The organism is Mesorhizobium sp. M0276, from assembly GCF_040321755.1.
Taxonomy (GTDB): Bacteria; Pseudomonadota; Alphaproteobacteria; order Rhizobiales; family Rhizobiaceae; genus Mesorhizobium.
The window spans coordinates 56,792-74,153 of record NZ_JAMYSC010000033.1; the positions used below are offsets into that span (position 1 = coordinate 56,792).

The 17,362-nt window shown below is 60.0% G+C and carries 16 protein-coding genes; 8 read left to right on the top strand and 8 right to left on the bottom strand.

Going from position 1 to position 17,362, the window contains the following annotated elements:
• Nucleotides 1-16: 16 nt before the first annotated feature.
• A complete protein-coding gene (locus tag NKJ01_RS24075; RefSeq protein WP_352731577.1) occupies nt 17-490 on the bottom strand; it encodes a hypothetical protein in 474 nt (157 codons plus the stop codon).
• A gap of 330 nt (nt 491-820) precedes the next feature.
• Here NKJ01_RS24075 and NKJ01_RS24080 point away from each other — a divergent pair, with 330 nt between their 5' ends.
• Nucleotides 821-1,243 (top strand): GFA family protein, encoded by a 423-nt coding sequence (locus NKJ01_RS24080; protein WP_352731580.1) that lies wholly within the window; start codon nt 821-823, stop codon nt 1,241-1,243.
• A gap of 357 nt (nt 1,244-1,600) precedes the next feature.
• Here NKJ01_RS24080 and NKJ01_RS24085 read toward each other — a convergent pair whose 3' ends face one another.
• Entirely contained in the window at nt 1,601-2,056 is a 456-nt protein-coding gene (locus NKJ01_RS24085; RefSeq protein ID WP_352731617.1) for an outer membrane protein assembly factor BamB family protein, read from the bottom strand.
• A gap of 270 nt (nt 2,057-2,326) precedes the next feature.
• Here NKJ01_RS24085 and NKJ01_RS24090 point away from each other — a divergent pair, with 270 nt between their 5' ends.
• The gene (locus NKJ01_RS24090; RefSeq protein WP_352731582.1) at nt 2,327-3,502 is read left to right on the top strand and encodes an acyltransferase family protein; all 1,176 of its coding nucleotides are present in this window, start codon (nt 2,327-2,329) and stop codon (nt 3,500-3,502) included.
• Between the two features lie 77 nt (nt 3,503-3,579).
• Here NKJ01_RS24090 and NKJ01_RS24095 read toward each other — a convergent pair whose 3' ends face one another.
• Nucleotides 3,580-4,695 carry an acyltransferase family protein gene (locus NKJ01_RS24095; RefSeq protein ID WP_352731585.1) on the bottom strand — a complete coding sequence of 372 codons (1,116 nt, stop codon included), beginning with the start codon at nt 4,693-4,695 and terminating at the stop codon, nt 3,580-3,582.
• Between the two features lie 406 nt (nt 4,696-5,101).
• On the opposite strand from NKJ01_RS24095, the gene NKJ01_RS24100 reads away from it, so the two are divergent.
• Both NKJ01_RS24100 and NKJ01_RS24105 read left to right on the top strand, forming a co-directional pair.
• Nucleotides 5,102-5,254 (top strand): hypothetical protein, encoded by a 153-nt coding sequence (locus NKJ01_RS24100; RefSeq protein ID WP_352731588.1) that lies wholly within the window; start codon nt 5,102-5,104, stop codon nt 5,252-5,254.
• Between the two features lie 111 nt (nt 5,255-5,365).
• A complete protein-coding gene (locus NKJ01_RS24105) occupies nt 5,366-5,530 on the top strand; it encodes an IS1096 element passenger TnpR family protein (protein ID WP_352731591.1) in 165 nt (54 codons plus the stop codon).
• A gap of 165 nt (nt 5,531-5,695) precedes the next feature.
• Here the strand turns inward: NKJ01_RS24105 and NKJ01_RS24110 are convergent, their stop codons facing one another.
• The 4 genes from NKJ01_RS24110 to NKJ01_RS24125 form a co-directional block, all read right to left on the bottom strand.
• The gene (locus NKJ01_RS24110; RefSeq protein WP_352731594.1) at nt 5,696-7,015 is read right to left on the bottom strand and encodes an HlyD family type I secretion periplasmic adaptor subunit; all 1,320 of its coding nucleotides are present in this window, start codon (nt 7,013-7,015) and stop codon (nt 5,696-5,698) included.
• Nucleotides 7,012-8,775, bottom strand: a complete 1,764-nt coding sequence (locus NKJ01_RS24115) for a type I secretion system permease/ATPase (protein WP_352731596.1) — start codon at nt 8,773-8,775, stop codon at nt 7,012-7,014. Before NKJ01_RS24115 ends, NKJ01_RS24110 begins: the two co-directional genes overlap by 4 nt.
• A 48-nt stretch (nt 8,776-8,823) precedes the next feature.
• Nucleotides 8,824-10,329, bottom strand: coding sequence for an endo-1,3-1,4-beta-glycanase EglC (eglC, locus tag NKJ01_RS24120; protein WP_352731598.1), 1,506 nt, complete (start codon nt 10,327-10,329; stop codon nt 8,824-8,826).
• A 908-nt stretch (nt 10,330-11,237) separates the two neighbouring features.
• The gene (locus tag NKJ01_RS24125; protein WP_352486238.1) at nt 11,238-11,552 is read right to left on the bottom strand and encodes a YMGG-like glycine zipper-containing protein; all 315 of its coding nucleotides are present in this window, start codon (nt 11,550-11,552) and stop codon (nt 11,238-11,240) included.
• A 266-nt stretch (nt 11,553-11,818) separates the two neighbouring features.
• Between NKJ01_RS24125 and NKJ01_RS24130 the strand changes: the two genes are divergently transcribed.
• The 4 genes from NKJ01_RS24130 (at nt 11,819) to NKJ01_RS24145 (ending at nt 15,684) form a co-directional block, all read left to right on the top strand.
• Complete coding sequence (locus NKJ01_RS24130; RefSeq protein WP_352731601.1) at nt 11,819-13,384, top strand: recombinase family protein; 1,566 nt, start codon at nt 11,819-11,821, stop codon at nt 13,382-13,384.
• Nucleotides 13,384-14,271: a plasmid partitioning protein RepB C-terminal domain-containing protein gene (locus tag NKJ01_RS24135; protein ID WP_352731603.1), complete on the top strand. Its 888-nt coding sequence runs from the start codon at nt 13,384-13,386 to the stop codon at nt 14,269-14,271. The genes NKJ01_RS24130 and NKJ01_RS24135 overlap by 1 nt, the downstream gene beginning before the upstream one ends.
• Complete coding sequence (locus tag NKJ01_RS24140; protein WP_352731605.1) at nt 14,268-15,170, top strand: plasmid partitioning protein RepB C-terminal domain-containing protein; 903 nt, start codon at nt 14,268-14,270, stop codon at nt 15,168-15,170. The genes NKJ01_RS24135 and NKJ01_RS24140 overlap by 4 nt, the downstream gene beginning before the upstream one ends.
• Before the next feature lie 244 nt (nt 15,171-15,414).
• The gene (locus NKJ01_RS24145; RefSeq protein WP_352731608.1) at nt 15,415-15,684 is read left to right on the top strand and encodes a hypothetical protein; all 270 of its coding nucleotides are present in this window, start codon (nt 15,415-15,417) and stop codon (nt 15,682-15,684) included.
• A 30-nt stretch (nt 15,685-15,714) separates the two neighbouring features.
• Here NKJ01_RS24145 and NKJ01_RS24150 read toward each other — a convergent pair whose 3' ends face one another.
• Nucleotides 15,715-16,065 carry a hypothetical protein gene (locus tag NKJ01_RS24150; RefSeq protein WP_352731610.1) on the bottom strand — a complete coding sequence of 117 codons (351 nt, stop codon included), beginning with the start codon at nt 16,063-16,065 and terminating at the stop codon, nt 15,715-15,717.
• Nucleotides 16,066-17,362 lie beyond the last annotated feature (1,297 nt).

The following is a 17,362-nucleotide window of genomic DNA, read 5'->3' on the forward strand; positions in this document are numbered from 1 at the left end:
CCCGCCAAGACCGTCTTTAGGACTCTTCCCTGAAATTCTGCACCGACGCATGGCGCAGCTTGCGCTCACCACGTAGCGTCCTGACGCTCGCCATGATGGGCTTGACCCGTTCGACGTCCGGAGTGACTACCGCACTCGGCAGGCCTCCGGCTGGGCTGCTGCGGGCCTGCTGCACACGTTTCCATAGCCGGTCCTTGATTGCGTTGGTCGTGGCGATCACAGCCTTGCCGACATACTTCCCGTCCCGTGCGAACAGCCCCTCGGTCCACTTGCCGGCCTGTCGCTTCACGCCAATCAGATCAAACTCGGAGATGTCCCAGCATTTGATTTTCAGCCAGGCCTCGTTATTGGCGCCGCTGCGGTAGGAGCTTTCCCGTCGCTTCGGCATCATGCCTTCGAGGCCCATTTTCTCGGCTGCCTCGAAGAACTCGGCACCGCCGCCCTCAACATGTTGGCTGTACTGAATGATGCCTTGTGCCGGCTTGATCAAATCCCACAGGATCGCCTTGCGCTCTCGCCGTCGAGCATGAGATTTCGCCTTTAGCTTCTCGGCAGCGGCGACAATCGGCCAGTAGCGCTTGGACCAATCAATGCCGGTGCGGGTGAAGGCGCGCGCCAGCCCAGTCGAGAATGATCTGGGTGCGAAAGCCGTTATACTTTCTCGTGCAGCCAGTCGTCGCTGACCGGCGGCGTCTCGACCAGGACCGGTTCCTGCGGCTTGATGAACTTCAGCCGGTCTGCGGCGTTACGCATGCACTCGATGCTCCACCCGCCATTAAAAGGCGCGGGGCTGATTTTGGTTGCATTTTAGCGAAATTGAATGTGCGAACCGTCGATGAAGGAAACAACGGGTGATAAGGTGTCATCGGGACATTGCCTATGCGGGGGCGTGCGCTACGAAATCGCAGGCGAGCTTGCCCCGCTGATAGCCTGTCACTGCTCCCAGTGCGCGCGAACAAGTGGCAATTTTGCGGCCATGGCGGCCTGCCGCTCGGCCGATCTCATGCTGCTGACCTCGTCCACGCTCAGGTGGTACCGCTCGTCGCGTTACGTCGAACGCGGCTTCTGCTCGCGCTGCGGCGGCAACCTGTTCTGGAAGGCGGCTCCTGGCGTGCAGACCTTCGTCGCGGCCGGTACTCTCGACCCGCCGACCGGCCTTCGGCTTAGCAAACATATTTTCGTCGGCTCGAAATCCGACTTCTATGATCTAACTGACGGCCTTCCAAAGGAGCAGGCAGGTTAGAGGGATTAGAGAACGCACGATGGCCCGGCCACGCTGCCGGTATGATAGCTATAGGAGCGCCAGGGATCGATGCGCCTCTTTCGGGTTGTTGGCCTGGTTATCGACCACGGATCCCCCTCGATCTTGCCGGCAAGCTGTTCCCAGGCCTCGCATGTTGGCTTGGGCGTAGGGCTTGGGATGGCAATCGCAGGTCAGTGAGGGGGTAGCTTCTATCCGACTGGCAATCCGCGCCGAACGAGCCGTTCCTGCATCTGCGCGACTTCCGCATCCCCTAGTCGCCCTATCACCAACCCGGCATCTCGTATGTAATCAGACGAGATAAAATATTCCTCGCACCAAATCAGGTTTTTCCGACTTCTAGGGTCTAGGGCAAAGCGCGTTGGCTTGTGCAGCCCGCACCGTTTGAAAGCCTCCGGTCCCTAATAACCAGATCATCCTGGCACTGCTGCTCTGTAAACTGGCCAAACCCATAGGCGATGACTTCATCGCCGACCTTCGTCTCCATGAAATGATGCCCTCCTGGCGCGATGACGATGTATTGCTTGACGTCGACTTCATAGTCATCGGCATCGTCTGTCCGCCGGTCGGAAGGTCGGCCTGCCAGACCTGCCTTCCGGTCTTGATGTCGAGCGCGCGCAGCTTGTTGTCGGTGCTCGCGGCAATAAAGGTCAAGCCGCCGGCCGGCACCAGCGGACCGCCATTGTTCGGTGTTCCGATGGATAGCGGCAGCATGGACGGGATGCCGAACGGGCCGTTGTTGTTAGCGCTGCCCAGCAGCTCGTCCCACAGGGTCCTGCCTGTCTTGAGGTCGATGGCGGAACCGGCTCAGGTCGTCGATGGTGCTGTGTCCGGCGAGCGTCCGAGAAACGTCGCCAGGGCGCCGATGTCGCGGAGATAGTTGCGCTGCGTTTCCCGTGAGAAACGCCGCCTGTTCATGTCGTCGATCAGTCACTGACGAAGTGGACTTCCTTGTCCCACCCGCTTTTGCGTAACAGCGGAGAGCAATTCGTCATCTTGCGGCGGGTTGACAATCCGGCCTCGGCCGCCATGCTGCACTGCAACATTTCTATCTCGGAGTCCGCAATGACAGATATAAGGTCATCGCGCATCGAATGCCTGGACGGGCTTCGCGCGCTCGCGGCGATCTGGGTGCTTGTCGGGCATTGCCTGCTTCTGACCGGCTGGCGTGTTCCCATCGTCGGCGAGCCGGATCTCGGCGTCGATCTCTTCATCATGCTGTCCGGCTTCCTGATGGTGTTTCATTATCAGTTGCGCCAGGACAAGGAGCCCTGGCAAAGACCGGAAACATGGCTGAAATTCTGGACGCGCCGCTACTTCAGGATCGCGCCACTGTTCTACGTCATGCTTTTGCTGGCACTCGTGCTTGGCCCCTATCTCTACGACTGCAGGATGATCATCGACGATTTCCTGTCGAGATCGCATCAGGCGCCCGAGCGCTATCTCGACGGCGGCCTGAAGAACATCGTTGCCCATCTCACGTTCCTGTTCGGCCTGGTGCCAGATTTCGCCTACCGCACGCCGCTCCCCGACTGGAGCCTGGGGCTGGAGATGCAGTTTTACGCGGCTTTCCCTGCCATCATGCTGTTGGTGCGCAGGTTCGACTGGATAAGAAGCGCCGGGCTGGTCGCCGCGGTTGGCTGCATCATCGTGTTTGCGCTGGATCGATTGTCGGTCCATTTTCCGATGCCGTCGTTCCTGGCGCTGAAGATGCAGATATTCCTGTGCGGCATGCTGCTGGGGGGCGTCGTGCACCAGAGCCAACCACGGCCGATCCTGTATCTGGCCTTGGCGCTGCTGCTGGCGGCGCTGCCGTTTGGCGGCGACTACGGACTGGAAAAGCTGCTGGTGCGTGAAGTGCTGGTGGCGGGGTTCTTTGCCCTGGTTCTCTACCGCATGCTGCCGGGGGCGGCGGGAACGCTGGCGAGGGCGATAGCCATGACGCTCACCAACCGGTTCTTTCATCTCATGGGCGAGCTTTCCTTCAGCATCTACCTGATCCATCTGCTGGTGTTGCAGCCTGTCGCGGCATTCGTCATCAGCCAATACGGCCACGGGCTGGCGGCGCCGCTGCGTTTCGCAATCGTCGTTGCCGTCGTCCTGCCGACGGTGACCCTTTTGTCCTGGGTCACCTACAATCTGATCGAGGTTCCCGGCCAGAAGGCGGGCCGCTTCGTCGTTCGGCGCTTTGGCCGCAAAGGCGGCGCGCCGGCGCTGGAGAGCGTCAAGCGCAGCGCGTGATCCTGCGCTGCCGATCGCAATAGCGTCGGCCAAATCGGCACGCTGCCATGACACAACCGGCGGCGAACCAAATCCAGCTAGAACTGTGTCACGCCCTCTCGTGCGCGCCAAAGTGAAAGCCACTGCCGCAGCAATGTCCGGATGTTCTTGTCGTAGACATAATGCGCGAATGCAGAGATCGCGATGATGACGACGGATGTTCCCAGAATGAACGGCAAGCCGTGCTCGTTCCACGAGGCCCCGGTCACAGATTCGACCACGGCGTTCGAAAGGCGGATGAGCGGCGTGTGAAGAACATAGAGGGCGTAAGAGATATTGCCGGAGAAGAGCGCAATCCAGCGCCAAAACCCGGATAGCCGCAAACGGGAGGCCACGAGGACGAGCCAGGGCCAGACCAGGACTATGATCGCCAGACTGTATAGTTGCACATGTTCGGCGGGTCTGAAGATCATGAGCAGGCCGCATAGCGTCAGGAGAAACGGCATATAGAGATTGCCATCCCGACTCTTCCCAGTCGCATATCGGTTGAGAAAGACCCCGAGAAAGAACGAGAACGCGATCCGGGCGGGAGCCGCGATCGTGTCATCCCAATGGGCGCCGCCCCCAAGGACGAAACCCTGCCAAGCCAGAAGCACCAGGGCCAGGAAGGCAACACCGACAATGAGCGCAAGTGACCGAGCAGCCAGCCTTACGGCCAGCGCGGCAAAAACGGCATTGGCGACGAGTTCATAAAATAGCGACCACGCTGGGCCATTCAGCGGGAAAAGCACGTCGGGAAATGTCGAGAGCGACGGCGGCGTGGGTAAGAAAAGAACGGAAAACCCAAGACTTGCGAGCAAATCCAGCCGCGAATACGAACTCAGCCCATGCGTTGCGACGATTGCACCCACGCCGATCACGGCCAAGCCGACCGCGGCAAAATATAGCGGGTAGAGCCTGAGAAGACGGATCTCCGCGAACTCCCAAAATGACATGCCTTTTCGGAACTTGTCGTCGTAGGCGTGGGCGATCACGAAGCCGCTCAACAGGAAAAACAGGTCGACGGCGAGGAACCCGGACGGCGCCAGATCATATCGCCGGCCCGTGAATTCGGTGAAGTGGCCTAGCATCACCAAAACAGCAGCGATACCCCGGAGGCCATGCAGAGCGTCGAAGTGGGCCGTTTCCGCCCTTGGTTCTGGCTTTTTGGTCATCCCGTATCCGCGTTACTTCGTCCATCTACGCATGGATTGCTGCAACGCACAAGAACGTTTTGCGACGCACACTCAACCCACATCCAGGAGCCACACATGGCCATTGCAGAAGACTCGATCAGCCGCGCCCGCGACTCCTTGTCCGCCACCCGGGGAAGCTTCTGGTGCATGAAGCGCTGGCGGCGGGGTTCTTTGCGCTGGTGCTGTACCGCATGCTGCCGGAAGCGGCGGGAACGCTGGCGAGGGCGATGGCCATGACGCTCAGCACCCCGGTCTTTCATCTGACGGGCGAGCCTTCCTTCAGCGTTTACCTGATTCATCTCCGGGTCTTGCAGCCCTGTCGCGGTGTTCGTCATCAGCCAATACGGCCATGGTGCGGCGGCGCCGCTGCGGTTCGCGACCGTCGTTGCCGTCGTCCCTGCCGACGGTGACCCTGCTGTCCTGGATCACCTACAATCTGATCGAGCTTCCCGGCCAGAAGGCGGGCCGCTTTGTCATCCAGCGCTTTGGCCACACGGGCGGCGGGGCGGCGCCGGAGAGCGTCAAGCGCAGCGCGTGATCGTGCGCTGCCGATCGCAATCGCGTCGGCCAAATGGGCACGCTGCCATGACGCAACCGGCGGGCAACCAAATCAGCTAAAACTGTGTCACGCCCTCTCGTGCACGCCAAAGTGGGCGGCGTCTGGAGCTATGAGGAGCTGCTGGCCATTCTGGCCAATCTCACCCAGCCCGAACACGCCGAACGGATCGACTGGATCGGCCAGGAGTTCAACCCGGACGACTTCGATCTGCAACACGGCCAACACCGTGCTCGCCGCCCGGTTCACCAAAAATAGCTGCCGCCCGATAAGCCGTCCCCGGCACCAAACGTTGGGACGTGAGCAATTACGCACGCTGAGGACAACGCTTACCGCTCCGCAAGGAATCGTGCATCGCATGGCGCATAATGCAGGGCCTATCGGAAATGAAATCAAAATCGGAATGTGAATTGGCGCATGAAGCTACCGCTCGGCGAATGCCCGCGCAAACGAGTCCATCATCGGCCGTGCGAGATACTCGAAGAAAGTCCGGTCGCCGGTATTGATGAAGGCTTCGACCGGCGTTCCGGGATAAAGCTGCTCGGCCTTCACGCCGGGCGGCAGGGCGTCGGCAATCTTGAGCTTGGCGCGGAAATAGGGTTCATGCGTGACTTGGTCGACCAGCCGGTCGGCGGAGATCTGTGTGACTGTGGCTGAAACCTCGGGCGTCAGGCGCATGTTGAGCGCCGACAATCTGAGTTTCGCTCGCTGGCCGACACGCACCTGATCGACATCCTTCGGCCGCAGCTTCGCATCGACGTTGAGACCCGATGCCGTGGGCAGAATCTCCATGATCTTTTCGCCGGGCGCGATCACGCTACCCTTGGAATTATAGGTCGACGACACCACGATGCCGGCTACCGGCGCCTTGATCGTCGTGCGCTGAAGCACCGCTTCGGCCGCCCTGATCTGTTCCTCGATGTCGGCGAGGTTGGTGCGGACCTCGTTGAGCTTGGTCAGCGCCTCTTCCACGCGTTGCGAGGTCAGGCGCTCGACCTGCACCTGGGCTTCGACGATCTGGCTGTTGGCCGCGGCAAGATTTGCCTCCAGCGCGCCGGCCTGGCCGACGAGATCGGCCTCGCTGCGCAGCAGCTGCGAATATTCGGTGCGGTTGGTGAGGCCCTTGTCGAGCAGGCCGGTCTTGATGCCGAGCTCCTTTTTTACCACCTCGGACTGTTGCTCGATGGCAAGCTTCTGGGCGTTCAGGCCCACGACCGACTCGCGATCCATGGCGACCCGCTGCGCCATGATCGACTGTTCCGACCGGAACCGAGCGAGCCTTGCATCGAACTCCTTTTGCTGTTCCCGGATGAGCTTTTGGAAATCCTGCTGGAACGACGCCGGCGCTGCCTCGTTGATCGGCGCCAGCCTGTCCATCCCGTCGCGTTCGGCCTCCAGCCGCGCCATGCTCGCCTCGAGCGCGATCGACTGTCTGGTCAGCCGGTTGAGCTCGGCCTGTGCGGCTGTCTTATCGAGGATGACAAGGTCCTGGCCCTGCTGCACGCGATCGCCCTCGTGGATCAGCAGTTGCTGGACGATGCCGCCTTCGGGCTGCTGGATGTGGATGTTGCCGCCCGTTGCGGAGATCGTGCCCTGCGTGATCACCGCGCCGGAGAGCGGCGCGGTGGCCGCCCAATAGCCGAAGCTGCCCGCCAGCAGCCCTATGGCAAGGTAGCCGGTGAGGGCCACGCGCCTTATGTCGGTGCGCGGCTGGCCGTTCCTGGCAAGGCTCTTGGCCGTCATCGTGTGGGACCGAAGCGGATGTCGTGCGTGCGGATCGTCGGCGCGAAGGACCCGGTGACCACCGTGCTCGGCCGGGCCGGAACACCCTTGGCGACGCCATTGCTGACCACAGGCTGCCGCAGCACCTCGGCGCTCGGGCCGAAGGCCTCGATGATGCCGCCGCGCAAAACCATCACGCGATCGCAGGCCGTGGCGATGGACGGGCGATGCGTGATCACGATAGTCGTGACGCCCGCGGCTTTCGCCGCGACCAGCATCGCTTCGAGCGCCGTTTCGCCGCTGCCGTCGAGATTGGAGCTGGGCTCGTCGAGCACGAGGATCCGCGGGCCGCCATAGAAGGCGCGCGCCAGCCCGATCCGCTGGCGCTCGCCGCCCGAGAGCGTCCTGTCCGAAGGCCCGATCATCGTCTGGTAGCCGTCGCGCTGCGCCAGGATCAGCTCATGCGCCTCAGCGCGCCGCGCCGCCTCGACGATCGCGGCATCCGCCGCCTGCGCGTCGAAGCGGGCGACATTGTCGCCGATCGATCCGGGGAAGAGCTCCACCTCCTGGGCCAGGTAGCCGATCTGCTTTCCGAGCTGTCTTTGGTCCCAGTTCCGGAGATCGGCGCCGTCGATCCGGACCGAGCCGCCGGTCGGCTGCACAGCACCGATGAGCAATCGCGCCAGCGTCGATTTGCCGGCGCCACTCGGGCCGACGATCGCTATAGCTTCGCCGGCGCGAACCGCGAAGTTCAGCCGCTTGAGGATGGGTTCGGTGCCGGGCCGTGCATTCGGCGCCATGAAGAAAACGTCCTGCACCGAAAACGTCCCCGACGGGTCGGGCAGCGTCAGTTTGCGCGCTTCAGTCGGATGCGCCGCAAGCGCCGTCTCCAGCTGCTTCCAGGCTCGCCTGGCGTCGACGATCTGCCGCCAGGAGCCGATCAACTGGTCGAGCGGCTGCAGCGCGCGCGACGACACCAGCGAGGAGGCGAAGATCATGCCGGGCGTCATCTGCCCCTCGATCACCAGCCAGGCACCGGCGCCGAGGATCGCCAGCTGCAACATCATGCGCAGCGCCCGCGAGGCGGCGCTGAAGATCGCGTTGGCGCTCGAGGAGCGGTCATAAAGGGTGAGCGCTGCCCCGACATGCCTTCCCCAGACGCGTGCGGCATTCTCGACCATGCCCATGGCGCGCAGCGTCTCCGCATTGCGGGCAAAGACCTGCTCGGCGTGGCTGGCGAGCGCCGAACGCTCCGTGGACAGCGCATCCTTCCTGCCGATGGCAAGCTGGTTGGCCGCGACCAGCGCAACGAGCAGCGCCGTGCCGGCGAGCGTCAGCCAGAACAGGACGGGATGGATGAGATAGAGGAGCGCGAGGAACACGGGTGCAAAGGGCAGGTCAAACAGCACAGCCACACCGCGCGACCTGATGAAAGCGCAGACCGAGGCAAGCTCGCGCAGCGGCGATCGGCCGCTGGCATATTTGGGCGCCAGCGAAAGGGCGAATGTCCTCGCGCCGAGCTTCCTGTCGACGGCGGCCGCGACGCGCTGCGTGTAAACGGCACGCACCGCGTCGAGCAAGCCGAGGAAAGCAAGCGCGAGGACCGCGATGGCCGACAGATAAACAAGCGTCTCCACACTGGACGACGGCAGCACGCGGTCATAGAGCTGCAGCAAATAGAGCGGGATCACCAGAACCAGGATGTTGATCAGCAGCGAGAAGACGCCGACATCGGCGATGGCGCGCAAGAACACCGCGCGCAGGCTCGACGATCCAGTCATTTCTGCCGCCGCTGCATGATCCCGAGACATCGAACCGGTCGCCTGATCTTACACGTGGCCACCAAATTCGGAACCACCGTGGTGCAGTGTGCTGTTGCCGAAGCTGTGCGTGGCAACGCTGTGCGTGGTGGTGCTGCTGCTACTGCTGACGAGCAGGGGGTTGCCCTGCACAGCGTCCAGCGTATAGGCGTGGATGTAGTCGATCTTCATCTCGGCCGGCGTGGCGAGATGGTCCGGCGGCGCGCCGGCTTGACCGCCGATCGCAAGATCGACCAGCATGTACATGGGCTTGTTCATGTCGGACGGTGTCGCCGCTTCCGCAACCTGCACGCCATCATAGGTCCAGATAAGCTTGTCCGGTGTCCACAGCACACCATAGGTGTGGAAGCCTGCGGTATCCATGACGTTCACCGTGGTCGAGACCTTGGTGTGCGTTCCCGTCTCGTTGCTGTGCGCGGTCATCACAAGCGAGTTGGGCTTCTGCCCGTACATTTCCACCGCGTCCAGTTCCGGCGGCCACGAGCCGTCTTCCGGCAGCAGCCAGAAGGCCGGCCAGGCGCCGGCGTGCTCGGGCAGGTCGGCGCGCATTTCGAAATAGCCATAAGTCTGCGAGAAGGAGTCGTGCGTCGTCAGGATGCCGGATGTGTACTCGTAATTGTTGATCAGCGGCTTGATATCCGCCGGTGTCTGCGCGGCAGTGATGGTGAGCACGCCGTTGTTCACGCTAAACGGGTGGACGGAGCTCGTCGGGACATAACTCGCGTCGATATACCACTGCAGCTCGCCATTGCCGGTCAAGGTACTGCCGTTGGGCGCTCCCCACCAGAAGTTGGTGTCCCACGTGCCGCCTTGGCTATTATGAAGGCTCAATGCGTTGAAATCGTCGTTGAAGGACAGGGTCATTCCGACCTTGTTAATCGGCAGCTCGAACTGGCTGGGCTGGAATTTGTCGATGGTCCTGTCCTTGAACTCGAGGATCTCGCCGGATCCGAGATTCAAGATCACGTTCGGTCCAGCCTGGATCATGTTCGCGTGGATGGCGTCGAAGGACATGAACCCATAGCCATCGAGACGGACGGTGTCGGTCGCGGCGAAATTGGCGATCAGGTCGCTTCCGTTGCCGTTCGCGATGATGAAAGTGTCGTAGCCGCCGCCACCGTCGATCAGAACATCATTGCCCTTGCCGCCGTCCAGCGTCTGGTGGCCGGCCTTGGCGGTGATGATGTTGTCCAATCCATTTCCGAATGCATAGTTGTTGGCGTTGGTTACGACCAGATTCTCGACGTTGCCCGGGAGCGTGTAGCTCATCCATGTGCTGATCGTGTCGATCCCTTGGCTGCCGGCCTCCGCCACCTTGTTGCCCGCCGCGTAGAGGTAGTAGATGTCGTCGCCATAGCCACCGTGCATGGTGACATTGACGCCGGATGCTCCGTAGAAGGTGTCGTTTCCGGGGGTGCCGTACAAGTCCGATCCGGCCCCTGAGGCCGAGAACCAATGACTTGAAGATCCACTGTAGGGAAGAGGAACGCCTATAGCGTTGACGATCGTCGTCATAACCCAGACCCTCCTCGTAGTGCGTGACCTTGCCTGAAACCGTCGATGCGCGTTCGACCGATCACTGCCGGACCAACTTGTTATTCAAATGATAGTTTCACGGAATAACCATGTAGTACAGAGAAAAAATCTCCGTGGATCGATTAACAGATAGAATGAGGGAATTCGCCAATACAACTTAAGCGTGAAGCCATGTCAATTTTATACAATATTGCTGAATTTCTGCCTAACTGGTTCGGCAGGCCGTCGCGGGTGAATGCATTTGTTTCAATGTCGCCGCTCTGACCTGGGCGGCGGTTCGAATCAGCCAAGCCTTCGGAAGGCCCATAGCTTTGGAAGCGGCACAACGGTGAATGCCACAGGGGTCCGTGGCTGGGGAGCCAGTTCTCATCCATGTTGCCGTTGAGGTCGGCCGCGCCGAGCTACCGCTGTGAGCCGGAAACAGCCTTTCGCCTGTTCGACCTTTTCATTCATATGCCTCTCGAATATGCCCTCGAGCGTGCCGGCAGACCGCACAGGCGAGGTGTCGCAATCGGCGCATTGCCGCCTTCACGTCACGATGACCGGCGCCGCTGGCTTTCGCGATCCTCGTTGCAATCGTCCTGCCGACTGTGACCCTGTTGTCCTGGGTGATCTGATCGAGGTTCCCGGCCAGAAGGCGGGCTGCTTTATCGGCCAGCGCTTTGGCCGCAAGACCTGGCCAGCGCTCGAGAGGACGCCGGCCGAGTAGGGGCGCTGCCAATCTCCCCTTGAGGCGGAGATGTTGCCGATGGCGACAGAGGCGGTCGTGGCGCCGCGTTCCGGCGGCGCCGATGAGAGAGAATGCGCGACCAGCGCTTCTCGGGCTGCTCCGCCGCGCGTCCTTAACTTCCGAACCAAGGATTGCGACGATCAGATACCATCTCTGGTTAGTAGTCGCCGTTGTAATACCGGTCGTCGCAAGGCGCGGTGTAGATGCGGCCGTAGCGGTCCTGGTAGCGGCAGAGCTGCTCGCCGCGGCGCTGCGGGGTGGTGGCTGAGCCGACGACCGCGCCGAGCAGGGCGCCGCTGGCAGCACCAATGACCGTGCTCTTGGTGTTGCCGCCGATGGCCTGGCCGACGAGGGCGCCGCCGGCGCCGCCGATCAGCGCGCCGGTTCCGGCCCGCTGCTGGCCCTCGGTCTGCGCGCAGCCTGCCAGTGCTGCGGTCATCAGCACGGCGGCTATGGCTTTGTGAAAGTTCATGTGAGGTCTCCCTTGAAGGCCTGAAATCCCTATGGCTCGTCCCGTGCGGCCGCATTGCGGCGGAACGGGGGCACGGGGCCTCACGAAACAAAACATGGTTTCTCGGGCGTTGATTGAGGCTCGCCTTCGAGTTTCGAGCATCGTGCCATAGCAACAAGGCGCCATTTGACACAAAGTGTCCATGAAAATGTAACGAAATTCCAGCGCCAGTCGGCTAGGTTGGCAGGTTTAGGCGAACGTTCAAACTGCCTTTTAGGCGCTGGATGATGGAACAGGCCCATACGGCCCGTCGAGCTGCAGATGGCGCGCAACGCGTGCGCGCAGCCCAGTACGTGCGAATGTCCACGGACCACCAAAGCTACTCGATCGACAATCAGAAGGATGCAATCCGCGACTTCGCGGATGCGATGAACTACGAGATCGTAGCCACATATGAGGATGCCGGCCGCAGCGGTTTGAACCTTGAAGGTCGCGCCGGTCTGCAAAGGCTGTTGGCTGACATCGAGACGAAAATCGCCGATTTCGAAATCGTAATCGTCTACGACGTAAGTCGCTGGGGACGATTCCAGAACACCGATGAGAGTGCGTCATACGAGTACCGGTGCCATGCTGCCGGCGTCCGAATTGAATACTGCGGCGAGCAGTTTACGAACGATGGCAGCATCGGATCAGACCTGCTCAAGGCAATAAAGCGCAGCATGGCCGCCGAGCACAGTCGGGTGTTGTCGGTCAAGGTGTTTGCCGGCCAGTCCCGGCTCATTCGAAAGGGATATCGGCAAGGAGGCTCGTCGGGCCTGGGCCTGAGGCGTCTGCTTATCGACCGGCATGGATGCGCGAAGACAGCGCTCGCCCTCAAGGAGTACAAGAACCTTCAGACGGATCGGGTCATCCTCACGCCTGGACCACCCGATGAAATTGCGACAGTGCGCTGGATCTATGATGAATACGTGAAGGCCGGTCGGACCGAGCTTCAGATCGCGCGGTCGTTGAATGCCAGAGGAGTCGTCACCGATCTCAATCGACCATGGAAACGCGAGTCTATTCGTCAGATACTCAGCAACGAGAAATACGTTGGCAACAACGTCTGGAATCACCAGTCATGCAAGCTCAAGAAGAAGAAGGTGACCAATGATGCGACCCGATTGGTGCGCGCCGATGGCGCCTTTGAGCCCATTGTCGACCGGAGAATTTTCGACCGCGCTCGAGCGATAGCCGATGCCCGCTCGTTTCGAATGAGCAACGATCAGATGTTGGTTGTGCTCTCCAGACTTTTGGAGAGGTATGGAACCCTATCGGGCCCGATCATTGACGCTGCACAAGACTGTCCGCCAAGCAGCCGCTATAGGAAAAAATTTGGCAGCCTGCTGCGAGCTTACATGCTTGTTGGATATGATCCGTCTCAGAACTATCGATTTCTTGATATCCGAAAGCGACTTCGTGAAATTCTTGAAGAAGTCGTTCAAACAACAATCGCGTCCATTGATCATGCGGGCGGCTCGGCGGTGCGTCAGGGCGAACTGGGAGTGCTTCGGGTCAACGATGAATTCACCGTATCCATCGCAATGGCGCGCTGCCGCAACACGCCATACGGCTATCCCCATTGGTTGGCCGCTCCTGAACAGTGTATTGCTCCGGACGTGAAGGTGGCCATTCGCATGAGCCCCGACAATCAGACAATCCTCGACTATCTGATAGCGCCAGCAAATGAGATTGGCGGAAAACCGTTGAATCTTGTCTTGAACAAGCGCCTGGCGTTCAACACCTTCTTCTTCAGATCGCTGGATCCGCTGTTTGCCCTGGCCGAACGCGCCGCCATCACGGCTGCACCCTGATGGACGCCACCACCAAGCGGATTTCGCTGCTGAGCCTGGACGCGATCAAGGTCACCAACCCGCGCACTCGAGGCAAGAAATCCTTCCGAGATATTGTCGACAGCATCGAGAGCGTGGGCCTGAAACGTCCCATCACAGTAAGGAAAAGAGAAGTTGACGAAGGCGCTTTCACGCACGACCTGGTGTGTGGTCAGGGGCGCATTGAGGCTTTCAGGCTGCTTGGCCAGACCGAAATTCCTGTGTTTGTCATAGAGGCAACCAAGGCCGAGGCACTGCTCAAAGGACTGGTCGAAAATTGCGCTCGCCGGTATCATACAGCATATGACCTTCTTCGGGACATCGGTCGACTCAAAGAAAGCAACTATACCGACGCCGATATCGCGGCAAAGATCGGTCTTTCGACCGAATATGTCAGAGGGATTGCACGCCTCCTGTCAAAAGGCGAACAGCGCCTTTTGCGCGCAGTCGACTCCGGCCAGATTCCGCTATCGGTGGCAGTCGATATCGCATTGGCCGACGAGCCCGGCATCCAGGCTGTGCTTCAGCTTGCCTATAAGAAGAACCAGCTGCGTGGTCACAAGCTTGCGATAGCGCGTCGCTTGATCGAGAATCGGCGCAGGCGTGGGAAAGGCCTGGGAACGTTCCTTCCAGAGCGCGCGAAGAACCCTTCTGCGGCAGCGTTGATGAAAGCCTTCAAAGCGGATACGGACAGAAAACGCATTCTGGTCCGCAAGGCAGATGCCGCGCGGAACCGCCTTCTGTTTGTCACCCACGCACTGCGGCAGCTCATGGCAGAAGAGGCATTCCAGGACGTTGTTAGAGCGGAAGGGCTGGACACCTTGCCACGGAATCTGGCGGCTAGGATCAGCAGAGTTGAGCCCGCATGACATCGAAGTACTCCACAGTTCCGGACATAAAATCCGCGTTTGAACGCGACACAATTCGCCTCCGGCTAGAGGACATTCAGCCGCTTCACCTGTTCACCGAAAGCGCCAAGGAAACTCCGAAATACCAACAGGTCAGGTCGTCTGTTCGCGAGATCGGACTTGTGGAGTTGCCCGTAGTTGCAAGGGATAAAGACACGCCGGGCAAGTACCTGTTGGTCGACGGCCACATGCGTATCGAGATCTTGCGCGAGATAGGCGTTACTGAGGTTGAGTGTCTGGTCGCAAGCGATGACGAGGCATTCACCTACAACAAACGGGTGAGCCGGCTCGCGACGATCCAGGAACACTTCATGATCCTGAAGGCTATCGACAGCGGTGTGCCCGAGGCAACCATAGCAACAACGCTCAATGTCAATGTCGCCCAGATCAGGCTCAAAAAGCACCTGCTGAAAGGGATTTGTCCGGAAGCGGTCGAAATACTCAAGGATCGTTTCGTCCCAACGAACACGTTCATTGAGCTACGAAAGTTGGGCGCCGTGCGTCAGATCGAGGCAGTGCAGCTGATGGTCGCCATGAACAAGTTCTCGATCAACTACGCAAAATCCTTGGTTGGCGCGACGCCGCAGTCGCAGCTTGCCGACACGTCGCAGCCGAAGAAACTGGCTGGCCTCAGCGATGCCCAAATCGCGTTGATGGAGAACGAGTCGGCCAACCTCGATAGAGAGTATCGGCTCATCGAGGCGAGCTACGGATCTGACCATCTGGATCTGGTGGTGGCCACAGGGTATCTTGCCCGGCTCCTGGAAAACGCCCGCGTTGTTCGATATCTCGCGCAGAGCTTCCCCGAGATTCTTGCTGAGTTTCAGAAAATGACCGAGGCCGTTCGAACGCCTGTCTAGTCTTGCTAAGCTCGTCGGCATACCACCGACGTTTCAGCCATCCGCCTCATATGAGCATGATGGGTGCTTGTCTCTGGTGTTCCGGAGCGGTCCTAGCAGCGCCTCACCTCGGGCGCGTATCGGCAGCATGGCCCACAGAAAAGCGTTTACCAGACCTGGACTTTCGATGAGCGAGTGCTCAAGAAAATGTTCATCTTATTACGCCAAAGTTGGCAGTTAAAGCAGCAACAGCAGATGATAACTCATGCAACGCGTCGTTAAATTGTTGCCTGAAAAGGTGCGCGGCAGCAGGGTGGCACTTGGTGTCTTGGTTTATGCAGTGATCACATGTGCTGTAGGCGGCTGGGCTTACTCCAGCGGTCATAGGGCTGGCCGAGTGTCTCAATTGAGGGACCAAGTGTCGGCCTATAACAGGCGGATGGGCCTGGATGACAAGTCGAATGAGTTGGGCCAAGTCTTTCTTTGCCAGGAACTCGGCGGCATGCTCGAAGAGTGTCAGAAAATCGGCCACTGACCGCACGTCCCCCTCAGGGTGCCGGCTCGTCTATAGCCGTTCGATTGCCTTGTGACGCGGCGGCGCTGACAGTTTGCCCGACTGGCGCCGATCTGGCCATTTTCCCAACAGCGGAGCCGTTTCGTTTCCGCTTGCCGAGGTGCCTATGATCGGGATCAGCGATCCTTCCGTCTTGTTGGTGGTGCTGGGAGATTTCAGCTGCTCTATCTCGTCATCACGCCGCGCAATACGGCTTTCAAGATTGGCGATGCGTTCTGTCAAAAAGTAGCGGCCCACGGCGAACCCTCCGCTGCCAAAGAGCATGGCGAAGATTGCAAAGGGTGCGGGATTGGCGATTACGAACGTCGCATTCGCCTGAAAGAAATCGATCAAGTCATGCATGTCCAAGTCCTCTCAATTTCTCGGTAACCTGTGGACTTCTAACCTCGCAGGACCGGCCCCCGGTCGCGGCCCACCGTGGGCTCGCCTGGTGTCGGGATCTTTTCCACGCCATGTCGGCTGTTGTAGTAAATCAACATCACCCTGGGTCGGCGTCGGACGACAGCGTGCAAGCGGCTGCAGACCATCGCATCCGGAGATCGGCCCCGGTTCGATGCGCGTTCCCTCCCGGCCCCAACCTCCGTTCTGAGAATGTCCTCGGCGGGTCCACATTTAGCAACGACCCTTGTGTCAGCCGCGCGAATTAGCCGTTCGACAGGGCTATACGATACAAAGCGAGTTGTCGGCGAAGCGCCTCATTTTAGGCAATGAGGGGCAGCAACGCGACAACGACGTCGCCGCGAGCCTTATCAATCGTCCACCGATCCGTGTTACCAATTCAGGCATAACCTCACCAGTCGGCGTGCCTCGGCGCTTCCGGCATAGCCTTTTCTGCTCAGATACTGCCATGAATAAGGAACATATTCCTCTCTGGTCAAGGCTTCATTTTAACTAGCTGTTCACTTTTTGTTCATGTTTGCAGCGGCGATTGTCCCTTTGACCAACCCAGCCAAATCATAGGCCGGCAGATCACCAAATCGAGGAACCGCGCACAATCGCCAACGTTGGGGCGAATGGACCAAGAGACCCATACGCTTCAAAGGTCGCATGGCCTTGAACTGGCTCATAGGCAGGCGGTGCACGAGGCGAACGCGCCGCAGATACGAGAGATTATTGACGAAGGGATAGCCGGCCTAGCTGCTCAGCCGTAGGGAGCATGACCAGTGCGGCGGGACTTGTGGAGAGGGCTGCCGCACTGGTCACTCTTTCACGGGGACAACCGCAATTTAAGGGCACGTCAGCGCCCGCGCAATTTCACCAAAAGGATTACCCAGCCGTAGGGGAATGGCTATAGCCGCAACAAAAACCCCGCATCATGCCGGGGCTCTTTGTGATCTGATCGCAATTCGGTCCAGCTTGGGAGCCTTTACAACCTTTTTCAACGCGCGGTCAAAGGCTTCCTGTGACTCGTCGGTTTACTATCCGCGAGCGGCGTCGCGAAACTTGTCCACTTGAACTCTTGCCGGTCTTTAATGATTCCGGTTTTTTCATGGGCCTTGAACTTTCTCGGATGCATGAGCTGCTTGCGGGGCGGAATGTTCCTGTCGAAGTAGGTCTACTAAAACCGCTGCGCACTTTTGGGCGACATATACTAGTGCCCGGTTCCCGCAGCCTTTTGCCGACGACACTTGACCGCCTC